This is a genomic window from Candidatus Manganitrophus noduliformans (assembly GCF_012184425.1).
In the GTDB taxonomy this organism is placed as follows: domain Bacteria; phylum Nitrospirota; class Nitrospiria; order SBBL01; family Manganitrophaceae; genus Manganitrophus; species Manganitrophus noduliformans.
Window position 1 is genome coordinate 1 of record NZ_VTOW01000007.1, and the last position, 15,640, is coordinate 15,640.

The 15,640-nt window shown below is 57.2% G+C and carries 14 protein-coding genes and 1 pseudogene; 13 read left to right on the top strand and 2 right to left on the bottom strand.

Annotated features, from left to right (window positions below; genetic code table 11):
- Positions 1–230: 230 nt before the first annotated feature.
- The 3 genes from MNODULE_RS22065 to MNODULE_RS22075 all read left to right on the top strand — a co-directional run bounded on the left by MNODULE_RS22065 (position 231) and on the right by MNODULE_RS22075 (position 3,454).
- Positions 231–593, top strand: coding sequence for a hypothetical protein (locus MNODULE_RS22065; RefSeq protein ID WP_168063366.1), 363 nt, complete (start codon positions 231–233; stop codon positions 591–593).
- Positions 594–695: 102 nt separating this feature from the next.
- Positions 696–2,597, top strand: coding sequence for a copper resistance system multicopper oxidase (locus tag MNODULE_RS22070; protein ID WP_168063367.1), 1,902 nt, complete (start codon positions 696–698; stop codon positions 2,595–2,597).
- Entirely contained in the window at positions 2,594–3,454 is an 861-nt protein-coding gene (locus tag MNODULE_RS22075; protein ID WP_168063368.1) for a copper resistance protein B, read from the top strand. The genes MNODULE_RS22070 and MNODULE_RS22075 overlap by 4 nt, the downstream gene beginning before the upstream one ends.
- A 153-nt stretch (positions 3,455–3,607) precedes the next feature.
- Here MNODULE_RS22075 and MNODULE_RS22080 read toward each other — a convergent pair whose 3' ends face one another.
- Positions 3,608–3,769 carry a hypothetical protein gene (locus tag MNODULE_RS22080; protein ID WP_168063369.1) on the bottom strand — a complete coding sequence of 54 codons (162 nt, stop codon included), beginning with the start codon at positions 3,767–3,769 and terminating at the stop codon, positions 3,608–3,610.
- A 355-nt stretch (positions 3,770–4,124) separates the two neighbouring features.
- Between MNODULE_RS22080 and MNODULE_RS22085 the strand changes: the two genes are divergently transcribed.
- The 10 genes and pseudogenes from MNODULE_RS22085 to MNODULE_RS22130 all read left to right on the top strand — a co-directional run bounded on the left by MNODULE_RS22085 (position 4,125) and on the right by MNODULE_RS22130 (position 13,194).
- Positions 4,125–4,406 carry a hypothetical protein gene (locus MNODULE_RS22085; protein ID WP_168063370.1) on the top strand — a complete coding sequence of 94 codons (282 nt, stop codon included), beginning with the start codon at positions 4,125–4,127 and terminating at the stop codon, positions 4,404–4,406.
- An 80-nt stretch (positions 4,407–4,486) separates the two neighbouring features.
- Positions 4,487–4,756: an SHOCT domain-containing protein gene (locus MNODULE_RS22090; protein WP_202882318.1), complete on the top strand. Its 270-nt coding sequence runs from the start codon at positions 4,487–4,489 to the stop codon at positions 4,754–4,756.
- A gap of 107 nt (positions 4,757–4,863) precedes the next feature.
- Positions 4,864–5,211 (top strand): hypothetical protein, encoded by a 348-nt coding sequence (locus MNODULE_RS22095; protein ID WP_168063371.1) that lies wholly within the window; start codon positions 4,864–4,866, stop codon positions 5,209–5,211.
- Positions 5,212–5,260: 49 nt separating this feature from the next.
- Positions 5,261–6,700, top strand: coding sequence for an SPW repeat domain-containing protein (locus tag MNODULE_RS22100; protein ID WP_202882319.1), 1,440 nt, complete (start codon positions 5,261–5,263; stop codon positions 6,698–6,700).
- 6 nt (positions 6,701–6,706) lie between these two features.
- Positions 6,707–7,612 (top strand): annotated as a pseudogene (locus tag MNODULE_RS25165) (glycoside hydrolase family 15 protein); the annotation flags it as partial.
- Between the two features lie 61 nt (positions 7,613–7,673).
- Entirely contained in the window at positions 7,674–8,603 is a 930-nt protein-coding gene (locus MNODULE_RS25170) for a glycoside hydrolase family 15 protein (RefSeq protein WP_272953321.1), read from the top strand.
- Positions 8,596–9,591 (top strand): SDR family oxidoreductase, encoded by a 996-nt coding sequence (locus MNODULE_RS22115; protein ID WP_168063463.1) that lies wholly within the window; start codon positions 8,596–8,598, stop codon positions 9,589–9,591. Before MNODULE_RS25170 ends, MNODULE_RS22115 begins: the two co-directional genes overlap by 8 nt.
- Before the next feature lie 37 nt (positions 9,592–9,628).
- Positions 9,629–10,057, top strand: a complete 429-nt coding sequence (locus tag MNODULE_RS22120) for a hypothetical protein (RefSeq protein WP_168063374.1) — start codon at positions 9,629–9,631, stop codon at positions 10,055–10,057.
- Between the two features lie 66 nt (positions 10,058–10,123).
- Complete coding sequence (locus tag MNODULE_RS22125) at positions 10,124–10,345, top strand: hypothetical protein (RefSeq protein ID WP_168063375.1); 222 nt, start codon at positions 10,124–10,126, stop codon at positions 10,343–10,345.
- 74 nt (positions 10,346–10,419) lie between these two features.
- Positions 10,420–13,194 (top strand): heavy metal translocating P-type ATPase, encoded by a 2,775-nt coding sequence (locus MNODULE_RS22130; protein WP_168063376.1) that lies wholly within the window; start codon positions 10,420–10,422, stop codon positions 13,192–13,194.
- A 12-nt stretch (positions 13,195–13,206) separates the two neighbouring features.
- Here the strand turns inward: MNODULE_RS22130 and MNODULE_RS22135 are convergent, their stop codons facing one another.
- Positions 13,207–15,606: a heavy metal translocating P-type ATPase gene (locus tag MNODULE_RS22135; protein ID WP_168063377.1), complete on the bottom strand. Its 2,400-nt coding sequence runs from the start codon at positions 15,604–15,606 to the stop codon at positions 13,207–13,209.
- Between the last annotated feature and the right edge of the window lie 34 nt (positions 15,607–15,640).

Here is a 15,640-nt window from a genome sequence, read left to right on the forward strand (position 1 = left end):
CATCACCGCAGCATCCTTGGAAAAAACATCCCTGGCTGCGAAAGAAAAAAGAGCCCTGCGCTTCGTTATCCTAAAACCGGACATTTCTATCTTGGTAGGATTAGGACATTTCTACTTTGGCTTGACACACGCCAAAGCCGTATCTTGACATGCGTTTCGTCAAAGGCATAAACTGAATCACGCGAGGTAAACGCGAGGCAAAGATGTCCCATCTATCCAGAAAATGTTCGATGCTTCTTTTTCTGATCGTCTGGTTTTTCATCTGGGGGATCTGTCCCTGGAACAATGCCTCGTCCGTGGCCCAGGCTGCCGAAGCGGCCCATGCCGAACATGGCCACCACGGGGAAGCCGACGACACCCACCATGCCTCCAAGGGATCCGAGCATAGCTGCACCGGGTCGATCTCTTACAGCATGAAGCTCATAAACGATCGGCCGCCCGATCACAGCACCCCGATCCAGAATCTTACGTTGTCTACCGATTCTGCGATCCCTCTTCACCAGACCCATAGCCTTCCCAGGCCACTTCAAAGACACACCCTTCCGAAATTGTTGACCGAATATTATCAGCTCTACTCTGTCTACCGTATTTAAATCTCTTCCGAAAATGAGAAAATGACACCCATGGCGGGTCCGTTCGCCGCTTCCCGGCGGCGGATACGTCATCTTTATTTGATGTCGAGGGAGGATAACGCAATGAAAACCAACCGTATTTCTAGGCGTCAACTGCTGAAGCGCGCCGGGACGTTGGGGATGTTGGCGGTATTGGAACGCCTCGCGCCCGCCTACGTTTGGGCGAGGCCGACGGAAGCCGCCCAAACTCCGCAACTGAGCGGAAAGGTCATCGACTTGACCATCGCCGAGACGCCGTTCCGTATCGGCGATCGGACCGGGACGGCGCATACGATCAACGGCACGGTGCCGGGACCGTTGCTTCGCCTACACGAAGGCGAAGAAGTCACGTTGAACGTGACCAATCGCTTGAGGGAGATCGCTTCGATTCATTGGCATGGGATCCTTCTTCCTCCCGAGATGGACGGGGTCCCCGGGGTCAGCTTCGGAGGCATCAAACCTGGGACGACCTTCACCTACCGCTTTCCCCTCAAACAGAGCGGGACCTATTGGTATCATAGCCATTCGGGCTTTCAAGAACAATTGGGGGTCTACGCGCCGATGATTATCGACCCGGTCGAGCCCGATCCGGTCCAGTACGATCGCGATTATGTGGTGGTGCTTTCGGATTGGATGTTTGAGGACCCGATGAAAATGATGGGGAAGCTCAAGAAGCAGGCGGGCTACACCAACTTCCAGAAACGAACGATGCGCGAGTTCCTCTCCGAGGCGAAGAAAAATGGCTGGCGCACGACGTTCGACGATTATCGGATGTGGGCGCAGATGCGGATGGACCCGACCGATCTTGCCGATATCACCGGCCACACCTACACCTACTTGATGAACGGACGCTCTCCCGCCTCCAACTGGACGGGACTCTTTCGTCCCGGCGAGCGGGTCCGCTTGCGCTTCATCAATGCGGCGGCCATGTCGATTTTCGATGTCCGCATACCGGGTTTGAAAATGACGGTGGTGCAGGCCGACGGCCAGAATGTGCAGCCGGTCGATGTAGACGAGTTTCGGATCGCGGTGGCGGAGACGTATGATCTGATCGTCGAACCGAAGGAAGATCGCGCCTACACGATCTTCGCCGAGTCGATTGATCGCAGCGGCTATGCGCGCGGCACCCTCGCCCCGCGCGCAGGAATGAGCGCCGACATCCCCAAAGGCCGCCCCCGTCCGCTCCGGACGATGGAAGAGATGGGGATGAGCATGGAAGGGATGGATCACGGAAAGATGAAGATGCCGGAGATGAAGCCGTCCGACGACGAGCAGATGGGGAACATGCAGCACGGCGCAGAGATGGAAGAGATGCCGGGGATGGAGCACGGAGAGGGAATGGAAGGAATGCCCGACAAGAAAGAGGAGCACGACATGCAAGATATGGAGGGCATGCCGGGGATGCCGATGGACAATCAGCGTCGCTCGGAAATTCCCGGCAGCACGCCGGTCAAGCACGGTCCCGACACGCACGGCTCCGGCAACCAAGCCACTCCCGATGTCACGCGCAGCCGCCTGGAGGAACCGGGCGCCGGACTGGGAAACGACGGGTGGCGGGTGCTCGTCTATACCGATCTGAAGAGTCTGCATCCATACCCCGACCGGCGCGCCCCGGAGCGCGAGCTCGAACTTCACATCACCGGACATATGGAACGCTTCATCTGGTCGTTCGATGGAAAGAAGTTTTCGGAGGCGAAAGAGCCGATTCATTTCCGCTACGGCGAGCGGCTCCGCTGGACCTTCGTCAACGATACGATGATGGAGCATCCGCTCCACCTGCACGGTATGTTCATGGAGTTGGAGAACGGCGCAGGTCCCAATCTGCCCCGCAAGCATACGGTCAACGTCAAGCCGGCCGAGCGGGTGTCGGTGGCGATCACCGCCGATGCTCCAGGACCTTGGGCGTTTCATTGCCACCTCCTCTTTCATATGGAAGCGGGGATGTTCCGGGTCGTCGAGGTTTCAGAGCCGGAGGTGCGGTCATGAACACTTCTCTGCAATTTCTCCTGCTGACCGCTCTCGTCTGGTTGATAGGCGCGCCGACTGCCTTCGCGCAGGCCGCGCCAGCCCCTTCCTCCACGGCGGATGCGCCTGCCGCACCCGCCACTTCAGCGGTGCAGGACGGATCGGGCGGACACGAGCGGATACCGTCCAACCTAAAACCGCAGCAGGATTGGCCCAGTCCGGTCGACGATATGGAGCGGTTCACCTTCGTTCTTGCAGACGTGCTCGAATACCGTCCGAAAGGAGATGAGAGCGATTTTCGATGGGATATCGAGGGGTGGCACGGCGGCGACTACAAACGCCTCTGGTTTAAGAGCGAGGGGGAGCGGAACACCGCGTTTAAAGCCGATTACGATATTGATTTCCAGTTACTCTACGGCCGCTTCTTCCGGAAGTACTATGATTTTCAGGCAGGCCTCCGGTCCGAAACGCAGACATTTGGAGGCCAAAACGTAACTCGGGTACAGACAGTCGTGGGGATTGAAGGACTTGCCCCTTATCGTTATGAAGTCGAGTCCGCTCTATTCATCAGTCACCGGGGCGATGTGTCGGTGCGTTTCACAATCACAAAAAATTTCCTGGTGACTCAGCGGGTCGTTTTTCAGCCCCGCCTTGAGACCCACGCCGCCGTTCAGAGAGTCGAGCGGTTTACGACTGGTAGCGGCTTGAACAACATTGAGTTCGGACTCCGCCTACGATATGAAATCCGGCGCGAGCTCGCCCCTTACATCGGCGTCTCGTTCGACCGAAGCTTCTCCGGCACTGCCGACCTCGTGCGGCAAGAAGGGGGCGACCCACGCCAGGTTCGCTTTGCCGCGGGCGTGCGGATGTGGTTCTAAACCTTTCGGAAAGGATCTGTTTGATCCCTTTTCATTTTAAGCCCTCTGCGTTTAAAACTTTTCCTTTTCTACTCATTGAAGCTGGATGAGGCAGGTTCCGCCTTGTTCTTGCGGTGTAAGGACCCATACCTTGACACCGGCCGATGGAAATCTCTATGCTGATGATATGCGGTATTCTTTATTTTTTAATCCAAAATCAAAGTGGCTGGTGTTGATCATCTTGAGTTTTTCTTTTTTAACCCTCTCACTGGCCAATGCCTGTATGGTCCCGGACTGGGCACCCGACGCGGAGGATTGCTGCGTGTTGCCGTGCAAGACGGTCTCCTCTCCGGAGCTGGCCAAAAGTTATTGCAATCTCTCCGATCAGCAGCGCTCCCTTCACGCTGGCCCTCAGCTCCCTCCGCCGGCTATTCTTGTGGAGGACGGGCTTGCTCTGATTGCCGCGTCGATAAAGCCCCCTCCCGCTCTTTTTGCGCCTCAATGTGATTTGAATTATCCCAAGAAAAAATCTTCTCAGGATCTCTCTATCCTTCACCATGCCCTCTTGATTTAATCAAAACTTCCCAAAAGAAAATCTTTCTTCGCCGTTCATCCGCTCATTTTGGCCGTTTCCTATAAAAACTGTCTGATTGGAAGAATATCACGGCATCGGTTGTACGGAAGGCTTTTAATGATCGGAATCAAATTATTTGATATGGAGGGTGATGACCCTACAAAGAAAATGGCTCTGGCTGGGCGGCACCGCCGGCCGCGGCTGCCGCCGCTTACGTTGTTGCTTCTCGCGCTCATCCTGGGCTGTCCCCTGGCCATGTACTACTTGGGCATGACCGGCCATACCCTGGGAGGAGAGGCGGCTCGCGACGGGATGCATGAACATTCAGATCGGTCTGCTTCCAAGCCGAAGAGAGAAGACTCGGAATACAAAAAGGGGAGAATAATGGGTGAAAAATGAAACGAACACCCGGAGCGTTTCTATCCATTTCACAAAATGATCACGGTGGCGGAGGACCGACTTCAGGAGCGCCACTTACCGTGAAGAAGGAGGGATTGGTGCAAAACGGCGGGGAGATGATGTGTCCGATGTGTCTTTCGGTTTTATTGATCGGATTGCTCTGGGTTGTCCTCTTCATCCTGCTGATCGCGGGAATCATCTGGGCAATTCGGCTGGCAAAACGGGAAGGATACTTCTATCGGAAAGCGCGGTCTGCCGATCGGGCCATCGCCATTTTGAAAGAACGCTACGCGAAGGGGGAGATCGATCAAAAAGAGTATGAGGAGAGAAAAAAGGATTTGGCGGCATGATCTTTCATCAGAGACATCCTTTACTTTGAAAGTCAATGGAACTGCATTAAAGAAGTGGGAAGTTACCATACAAAGAGTATGAAAGTAATCAGCAAAGGAGGATGAAAATGAAACGGTTATTTCAGTTTGCGCTGTTGGTCGTTCTGTTAGGGGGCATCGCGTTTGCCCCCGCTTTATCTCAAGAGCAGAACAAGAGAGGCCCCCATTTCCCGCAAAAGAAAACCGAGAAACAGGAAATGGGCGGAATGATGGACGATTCCATGATGTCCAACCAAAACGAAATGATGGCCAAGATGCTCGACACCATGAAAGAGATGGCCCAGATGATGAAAGATCAGGCAAAAGACCCCGATGCGAAGGCGAAGGCCGATCAAATGCTGACCCATATCGATCAAATGAAATCCCAGCATCAGATGATGATGGGAACAATGTCGGGCCGTGGCGGATCAAAATGAAATCGTCTTTCTACCCGGGTCTGGCCCGTTTAGATGATCGGAGATGATTATGAGAAAGATGGATCATATGAAAGAGATGGGCCATTCGATCGGCTCGATGAAACAAGACGAGAAGTACTATATCGAACACCCCGGCGCCATGATGCTGGAGCATCCGAGCATGTACCCCTGGATTCAGCCGATCGTCATGCTGCTCGGCGTCTGGCTGATCTTCAGTCCGATGACGCTGGGCTATCGGAGCCCGGCCATGACTTGGAGCGACATCATCAGCGGGGCGGTCGCAATCGCGATCGCCCTCTTCGCTCTAATCTCACCCCGGCATGCTTGGGTTTCTTATGGCAACACCTTTGTCGGTCTCTGGCTTTTGTTCGCGCCGCTGATCTTTTGGGCATCAGATGCAGCGGCCTATGAGACCGATACGCTGATCGGAGCCTTCTTGATTCTCTTTTCCTTTATCATTCCGATGAGCATGGAGATGCCGGGGCCGGAGGTCCCGCCCGGCTGGTCATACAATCCATCGACCTGGGTCCAGCGGGCGCCGATCATTGCGCTCGGACTCTTCGGTTTCTTTCTGGCCCGCTATATGGCCGGCTACCAGCTTGGCTATCTCTCTTCCGTCTGGGATCCTTTTTTTGGAGAAGGAACGAACATCATCCTTAAGTCGGAGGTGTCGAAGGCCTGGCCAATCTCGGATGCCGGTCTGGGCGCGGTGGTCTACCTGATTGAGGCCCTCTCAGGGGCGATGGGGGATGCTCGCCGCTGGCGGACGATGCCCTGGATGGTGGCGATCTTCGGTTTGGCGGTCATTCCGCTCGGTGTGGTCAGCGTGGCGCTGGTGATCATGCAGCCCTTAGTTATCGGACAGTGGTGCACGCTCTGTTTGGTTGCAGCAGGCGCGATGCTGGTGATGATTGCCCTCTCGCTCGACGAGGTGATCGCGATGATCCAATTTCTGGCCAAGAGCCATCGCGCCGGGAAGCCTTGGTGGCGGGTCTTCTGGACCGGCGGAACGCTCCCCGACGCGCAGGAGAAGGCGGGGCCCGACCGGCTCCCTTCCTGGGAGCCCTCTGCAATGGCGTGGGGGGTGACCGCCGGATGGAATCTGATCGTCAGTACGGCGGTCGGAATCTGGCTGCTGTTCGCCCCTGCCCTATTCGGAATTGACACAAGATCGTCATCGGCCGATAGCGACCGCTTGGTCGGCGCGCTGGTAATCACCATTGCCGTCATCGCATGGGCCGAAGTTGGTCGGACGGCACGATATCTGAACCTTCTTCTCGGCGCATGGCTGGTTGTTGGAACCTGGTTTTTAAGTGGTGGATCGCCGGCGATCCATTGGAGCGATACGCTCTCAGGCCTCCTTTTAATTCTTTTAAGCTTCCCGTTGGGAAGAATCCGGGATGCGTACGGCAGCTTCGGTCAATATGTCACTTGGATGCCGGGTCGCAAAATAGAGAAGCCGGCCGAACGCCAAAGAAAGGCGGCATAGGAGAGAATGGATCATTATCGGGCGATTTCAGACTACGGCGTGACCGGCAACCTGCATACGGCCGCTCTGGTCTCTTCGGGGGGATCGATTGATTGGGCCTGCCTCCCCTCTTTCGACTCCCCTGCTTTTTTCTGTCGGCTTTTGGATATCAATGTCGGAGGCTATTTTCAGATCCATCCGGTCGGAGTTTACAAGGTCGAACGCGCTTATCTGGAGAGGAGCAACATCCTATCGACCACCTTCTCAAACGGTTTCGGAAAAGTGCTGCTCATCGATCTGATGCCGATCTCTGCAAACGAAGAAGCGCCCCGGGAAATCTTAAGAAAAGTGGAAGGAATCGAAGGGAAGATCGATCTGGAGGTGCTGTTCAGGCCGACGCCCCAATTTGCGAGGGTGACGCCGACCCTCTCTCCGAGGGAAAATAGGCTTTGGGTCGAGGGATCCGAACCTTTTGCCGCGCTTCGTACGGCCGGCTCTGCACGACCGCTGCAGACCATCGGCTGGAAAATTGAAAAGGGGCGGGCCGAGCGGATCGTTCGGGTAAAAGCGGGCGAGGCGCTCTATTTCCTCCTCTCCTACCATCAGAGAAAGGATGAAGAAGCGGCAGAAAATAATTTCTCGTTGCAGGCAATGGAGGCGCGGATTTCCCGGACGTTGGAGTACTGGCAGACCTGGGCGAAGAAGTGCCGCTATCATGGCCCTTATCAAGGGGCTGTTCTGCGGAGTGCTCTGACCTTGAAGCTTCTTACCTTTGCGTCGACCGGGGGGATTGTCGCCGCGGCGACGACATCGCTCCCCGAAGCGATCGGCGGGGTTCGCAACTGGGATTATCGCTTTGCCTGGCTGCGCGATTCGGCGCTCATCCTCTATTCGCTCATGGCGCTCGGCTATCAGGAGGAAGCACACGCGTTTTGTAAAAATGATAATGAAAGCCTGCGTCAAAAGCTGCATGAGGAATCAGCCGATCCAGATCATGTATCGGATCGATGGAGGAAGCGAGCTTCCGGAGCAGGTTCTCTCCCATTTAGAAGGCTACCGGAGCTCTCAACCGGTGCGGGTCGGAAATGCCGCGGCCAAGCAGCTTCAGCTCGATACCTTCGGCGAGCTGCTCCATTGCGTTTATACCCATCACTGGAGAGACCATCCCCCTCCCTCCAAGGAGGATCTGAAAGATCTCCTCTGCCTCATCTCTCATGTCACCGATTTTGTGCTGACTCGTTGGAGGGAGCCGGATCATGGGATTTGGGAGTTCCGGGATCGGCCGAGATATTTTGTTTATTCGAAGGTGATGTCCTGGGTGGCGCTCGATCGGGCGATCAAGCTGGTCCGGGAACTTAAACTTCCTCTGGAGACCGGGAAATGGGAAGAGGCCGGAGAAGAGATCAGACGGACCGTTTTAGAGAAAGGATATGATCCGAAACTGGAAAGTTTCGTTCAGGCCTTCGATGAAACGGCGCTCGACGCCTCGGCGCTCCTCTTCCCGATCTTAGGATTTATCGCTCCGGATGATCCGAAGATGGTCTCCACCGTCGGAAAAATTCAGGAAGCGCTGAGAAGCCGGCACTTTTTATACCGCTATATCATGGATGACGGCCTCCCCGGTCGGGAGGGGGCATTCTTAGCCTGCTCCTTTTGGCTGGTCGATGCCTTTACCTTGATGGGGAGGGTGGATGAAGCCGAAGCCGAAGCCGAATTCGAACGTCTTCTCACGTTTGCCAATGATCTCGGCCTTTATGCCGAAGAGATCGATCCGATCACCGAAGAGGCATTGGGTAATTTTCCTCAGGCCTTTACGCATGTCGGCTTGATCAATGCCGCGGTGAACCTGGAAAAGGCCAAGCAAGGAGAGCAAAGGGAAAATTTCAGCGAAGAGGCTGCAAAAGAGGGATCGTATGATGAATAGAGCAAATCAGTCAGAAGTCGTTGTCATCACCGGGGCCTCGGCAGGCATCGGACGCGCCGTCGTCCGGGAGTTTGCCAAGCGAAAGGCGCACATTGGGCTGGTTGCGCGCGGCCGGGACGGACTCGAGGGGGCGCGCAAAGAGGTCGAGGCGGAAGGGGGCAGAGCGCTGGTCCTGCCGACCGACGTCGCCGATCCTGAGCAGATCGAGATGGCCGCAGCGGCCGTCGAGGAGACCTTCGGGCCGATCGATATCTGGATCAACAACGCCATGGTCTCGGTTCTCTCGCCGGTCAAAGAGATGACCCTTGAGGAGTTTAAACGGGTGACCGAGGTGACCTATCTCGGCTATGTATACGGAACCCTGGCCGCCCTTCGCCGAATGCTCCCGCGAAATCGCGGGGTCATCGTTCAGGTCGGATCGGCCCTCGCCTATCGATCGATCCCTCTGCAATCGGCCTACTGCGGCGCCAAACACGCCGTCAAAGGCTTCACCGAATCGCTCCGCTCCGAATTGATTCATGATGGAAGCCGTGTCCGGGTCACGATGGTGCAGTTGCCGGCGCTGAACACGCCGCAGTTCAGCTGGATCAAGAGCCGGATGCCGAATCATCCGCAGCCGGTCCCCCCGATCTTTCAGCCGGAGGTGGCGGCGGAAGCGATTGTCTGGGCTGCGCATCACACCCGGCGGGAGGTCCATGTGGGAATGCCGGCGGTGAAAGCGATCTGGGGAGAAAAGTTTATCCCGGGCCTCCTCGATCATTATCTTGCCTCCAAAGGCTACAGCGGGCAGCTGACCGATGACCCGGTCGATCCCAACCGGCCGATCAACCTCTGGGAGCCGCTGCAGGGCGATTATGGGGCGCATGGGATCTTTGACAGCCGGGCCAAAAGCAAAAGCATGCAGCTGTGGGTCACCACGCATCGCGGTTGGTTGGCCTTTGCCGGCGCCGCCCTTGCTATTGCTGCCATCATCGGGGTGGTGATTTGATATTCGGTTTTTTTACCAAAATAGAAAGGAGAAAGCCATGAAACAGTTCTTACAGCTTGCACTGCTATCAATCCTGCTGGGAGGCCTCCTAGCGGGACCTGCTTGGTCTGAAGAGAGAAAGGCGAGCCCCGCGCAACTGCGACGGGACACCCAAGGCCCCTCTTCGTCTCAGGAGGAGGATAAAGGCTCCTCCTCACAGATGGAAGTGAACGGGATGAAGGGTGGCATGATGGACGATTCCATGATGTCGATGATGTCCAGGCATCATGACATGATGGGAAACATGCTCAATACCATGAAAGAGATGACTCAGGTCCTCAAGGAGGAGGCAAAAGGCCCTGATACCAAAGCCAGAGCCGATCAAATACTGGGTAACATCAAAAAGATGGAAAATCATCATAAAATGATGATGGGCATGATGAATAGAATGATGCCCGACCATGGAGGAGGAACACCAAATAAGTAAACCTTAAATAAATTAAAAAACAACGAGGCATTTGAATAACCTCAAACGAACGAAGGAGGATGATCAATGTGTATGATGTGTACGATGGATATGATGCACCGGCACAGGCCGGAAGAAGAAATGGAAGGGATGGGGATGTGCTCTATGTGCGGCGGGACCGGCATGACGAAAGGGGAGGTCAAACCGGAAGAGGCTAAAAAGACGTTAACAAAATATGCCGAGCAGCTCCGGTTGGAACTGAGCGACATCGAAAATCAACTTAAAGAGATGGAAAACAGGGCGGCTTAACTTACGGATGGGGAGGAACTTTTCGTCCTCATCCAAGCAGGTATGGAAGTTTCTGAGGCATAATAAGAGGAGATGTGGCGATTATCAGTTTGATTGTCATGATGACCGGTCTGGTCTTAATTGCATTCCTGCTCTTTTTTTTCTTCGGCCCGAAACAGGGAAAGGCGGCAGCCCTCCAGGCCGGCGTGCAGGAGATAACGATCCGGGTCGAGGGCGCCTATCAGCCGAACCGGGTCGTCGTCAAAGCCGGGATGCCGGTGCGGCTGAAGTTTGATCGACGCGAAGGGACCGATTGCTCAAATCGTGTTGTCCTTCCCGACTTCGGGATCTCGCGCGCCCTGCCGGCATTCGCCGCCACATCGGTTGAATTCACCCCTCAGAAGCCGGGGGAGTACCCCTTTTCCTGCGCCATGAATATGTACCGGGGGACGCTGGTCGTCGAGCCCGATGAGAAAATGAAACAGGCCGAGAGGGCAGCGTCCCCCCAACAGATCCCTTCTAAGGTGACACCGCATCCAAGCGCCGATGAGAAACCGGCCCGCGCTGAGTTTTTGATCCGGGGGATGCGCAGCATCACCACAACCACTGCGATCGAGGATTTGATCGAACGGCTGCCGGGGGTGGAGCAAGCACAGGTCAATGCGGCCACAGAGCGGGTGACGATTGACTATACCCCCGGACAGGTTTCGCCCGATCAGATGGCGCGCGCGATGGCAGACGCCGGATACCAGGCCGAGCCGGTGACCTCCGAAGAGGAGACGGCCGATCGCTGGGCGGCCTCCCGGGAATCGGAGGTCGCCGATATCAGACGCCGCTTTCTCGTCTCCCTGGTTCTGACCGTTCCACTGCTGATCGGCGCGATGTGGCATGAGTTCTTCCCGATGCCGGGCGGGCCGCTCGGCGCCTTGATCGCCCTCCTGGCCGACCCTTACATTCAACTTATTCTCTCCACGCCGGTCCTCTTCTACAGCGGCTGGGGGTTCTTCAAGGGGACCTGGTTCACCCTCAAGAACCGAACCGCCGACATGAACACGCTGATCGGGATCGGCATCGGCGCCGCTTACCTGTATAGCCTGTCGGCCACCTTGTTTGACGACTGGCTGCGTCGCCGCGGGGTCGAGGCAGGCGTTTATTACGAGACCGCGGCGGTGATCGTCACACTGATCTTGCTGGGGCGCCTGCTGGAGGCGCGGGCAAAGGCCGGCACCTCCGCCGCCATCGAGAAGCTCCTCTCGCTTCAGGCGAAGAGGGCGCGCGTCCGTCGGGATGGAAAAGAGATCGATCTCCCCGTCGAGGAGGTCCGGGTCGGAGATCTTGTAGTCGTTCGGCCGGGGGAGAAGATCCCGGTCGATGGGGTGATCCGGGAGGGGGAGAGCGTCATCGACGAGAGCATGGTGACCGGCGAGAGTGTCCCTGTGACGAAAGGTGAGGGGGACCCTGTGATCGGCGCGACCCTCAACAGCGCCGGCGGGTTTGTCTTTGAGGCGACAAAGGTCGGCAGGGAGACGATGCTGGCGCAGATTGTCCGGCTGGTCCAGCAGGCGCAGGGATCGAAGGCGCCGATTCAGCGGCTGGCCGATCTGGTCTCAAGCTATTTTGTCCCGGCCGTGATCATCATCGGCGTGATCACCTTTGCCGTCTGGTTCGTCTGGGGGCCGGCGCCTGCATTTGTCTTAGCGCTCCTGAACACCGTGGCGGTGCTGCTGATCGCTTGTCCCTGCGCCTTGGGGCTGGCGACGCCGACCTCGGTGATGGTGGCGACCGGCAAGGGGGCCGAGAACGGCATTCTGATCAAAGACGCCGAGGCGCTGGAGGTGACCGGCAAGGTGACGACGGTGATCCTCGATAAGACCGGCACGCTGACCGAAGGGCGCCACGCCGTCCGGGATTTGATTCCTGCAAAGGGTATCTCCAAAGAGGATCTGTTGCGCTGGGCCGCGGCGACACAGCGGGGCTCGGAGCACCCGCTGGCGAAAGCGATTGTCCGCGCGGGCGAGGAGAAGAAAGTCTCCATCCCGCCGCCGAAAGATTTTCGCTACTTCACCGGCAAGGGAACGGGGGCGGTCGTGGAGGGGGCCGAGCTGCTCGTCGGCAACCGCCGGCTCATGGCCGAGCGGGAGATCAGCGTCGCTTCGCTGGAAGATCAGGCCAAGCGGCTAGACGAAGAGGGGAAGACGGTCAACTTCATCGCCCGCGAGAGCCGTCTAATCGGCTTGATCAGTTTAGCCGATGTGGTCCGGCCCACCTCGCAAGCGGCTGTGGCGGAACTCCACCGCCTGGGAGTGAAAGTGGCGATGATCACCGGCGACAACTGGGGGGTCGGCCGCGCGATTGCAAAGGAGCTCGGGATCGACACTGTTCTCGCCGAGGTCTTGCCGGAGCACAAGGCCCAGGAGGTGGCCAAACTCCAACGCCAGGGAAAGATCGTCGCGATGGTGGGGGATGGGATCAACGATGCCCCGGCGCTCGCGCAGGCCGATGTCGGGATCGCGATCGGCTCCGGGACCGATGTGGCGATTGAATCGGCCGATATCTCTCTGGTCAAGAACGACGTCTTCGACGTCGCCCGGGTGATTCAACTCTCACGGGCCACGATGCGAAACATCAGGCAGAATCTCTTCTTCGCTTTTGTCTACAACGGCCTCGGTATCCCGATTGCGGCCGGCGCGCTCTACCCGTTCACTGGTCTTTTACTCTCTCCGATTATCGCTTCGGCGGCGATGGCGGCCAGTTCCATTTCGGTGGTCCTCAATGCGCTCCGATTGAAGCGATTTCAGATGCCCGCAGGCGTGGCCAATGAAAGGGGAATCGGCCTCTCCGAGCCTCAGGAGCGGAAGAAGGCGGCCTAAGGAGAGGCTGAATCAAGCCTCCAGCGCGGTATATCCGGCGTCATCGAGCGCGTTCTTGAGCTGCGGTTCTTTCACTTTTGCCGGCTCATACCGGACGACCAGATGCTTTTGCGCGACCTTCGGCTTGACTTCGCGTACACCGGAGATCGGCCTCAATCTTTCGCGGATCGTCTGAGCGCACCCTTCACAGACCATCTTCGGAATCAAAAACTCCACTTCGGCAAGTTGAACGTTTTCTTCCGCCTCGGCTTCATGCTCGAGCGGAATTCGGCGGATCCGAAGGGTGTTGAGGAGAATGGCGAAGATGCTCAGGATCATGAAGCCGATCGCATAAAGCGGGGTAATGAGGCCGAGGGCGGCCAAGAGCATTCCGATGATATTGAAAAGCACCGCCACGACGACATTTCCGGTCATCGTGCGATAGGCCGCGCTGCCCAACGTCAGCGCATTCGCCACCTCTTCGAGCCGGTCGCTCACGAGGATCACCCCCGCCGATTCAATCGCCACATCGGTTCCGGCGGCAATGGCGATTCCGACATCGGCCTGCGCCAGCGCCGGGGCGTCATTGATCCCATCCCCGACCATGGCGACTTTACGACCCTCTTTTTGGATCGATTCGATCGCAAAGACTTTTTCAGGAGGAAGGAGTTCCGCTCGGACCTCATCGATGCCAAGCTGTCCCGCGATTGCTTCTGCCACCGGCTTCGCGTCGCCGGTGAGCATGACCGTCCGGATGCCCTGTTCCTTTAACCGCTCGATCGCCCGCGTCGCCCCCCTTCTCGGCGTGTCTTGAAGCGCAATCATCCCGGCAAGATCCCTATCGCGGGCAAAGAGGACCACCGTCTTTCCCTGAGCGGAGAGCTGTCTTAACCGAAGATGGCCCCCCTCCAGAAGCGCGACCCCTCGTTCTTCCAGGAAAGAGGGCTTCCCTGCGAGAATCTCAACCCCCTCCACTTTTGCTGAAACCCCCTTCCCGGGAAAGGCCCGGAAGTCTTTCACTGCGACCGGCTTCGCCCCCTCTTTCTCGGCATAAAAGTGAATCGCCTGCCCGATCGGATGTTCGGAGGGGCCTTCGACAGCTGAAGCAAGGGCCAGAAGATCGGCTTCGTCCACGCCCAGAGGAACCACATCGGTGACCGTCGGGCGTCCGTAGGTTAAGGTGCCTGTCTTATCGAAGAGCACCGTGTCGGTGATCGAGAGCTCATGAAAGACTTCGCTGGCTTTCACGAGAAGTCCGATGGAGATCCCCTTGCCGCCGGCGATGGCGGCGAGCATCGGGGTGGTAATCCCCAAGGCACAGGGATAGCCCATGATCACCGTCGTCAGGAGAACGAGGACGGAAGCGACCCCGTTTCCGGTGGCAAGCAACCATCCAGCAAAGGCCACTCCCGCAACGATGAATACGACCGGCCCATAATAGTTCATCAGGCGATCCGCCAGAAGCTCCAGGGGTGGCTTTCGGTCGGCGATCTGCGTCATCAGTCTAACGATCTGGTTCAAGAAGCTCTCTTCGCCGACTTTCGTGACGCGGATTTTGAGCTCGCCGTCGAGGTTGAGCGTTCCACCGATGACGTCGCTCCCCGCAGACTTGGCAGAAGGGACCGACTCCCCGGTGAAGCTCGATTCATCGACGCTGGCGCCGCCTTCAATCACTTTTCCATCGAGCGGAATCCGCTCGCCCGGCCGGACGATCGTCACCTCTCCGGCTTCCACCTCACTGGTCAGCACTTCGACAGGGTGCTCCCCGCGCAACACCCGCGCTCTTGCCGGTTGAAGCGAGAGGAGTTTTCGAACCGCTTCGGCCGCTTTTCGCCGGGTGTCGAGTTTAAAGTAGCCGAAGAAGAGATGGAGCGCCATCAACCACGATGCCACAGGGAGGAAGTTCGGCCAACGGGGGTCGAAGAGGGAGAGAACCCCCACAATGAAAGAGCCCCAGGCGCCGGCGGAAAGGAGGACGTTGGCGTTGATGACCCGCTGACGAACCGCCAAGAGGGTTTTTCTCAGAATCGGCTGACCGACCCAGAAAAGGATAAAGGCGGCCACCGCTAAGCTAAAATAAGCCCTCCACTGCTGAGGCAGCCCAAAGAGATTTAGAGGATCAATGATCACATCGATCACGGCGAGGATCATTCCGAGCGTGCTTCTCCCTTTAATCAACTTGAAGAGGGCTTGATCAGTGGCGTATTGTTGCGTCTCCGTGGAGGAAACGCTGTATCCCAGCTTTTCGACGGCCGCCGCGAGATCCGCTTTGCTGATTTGAGAAGTGTCGGCCTCCACGAGAACAATCCCATGAACAAGATTGACCATCACTTTCTTTACGCCTGGATGGCGCTTCAGCGCTTTCTCCACGCTCATGGTGCAAAAGGAGCACATGAGCCCTGATACCTTCAGTTGTACCGTTTCTGTTGCCATGCCAAAGTCCTCCTCGTCAGAAAAGCGACGAAAT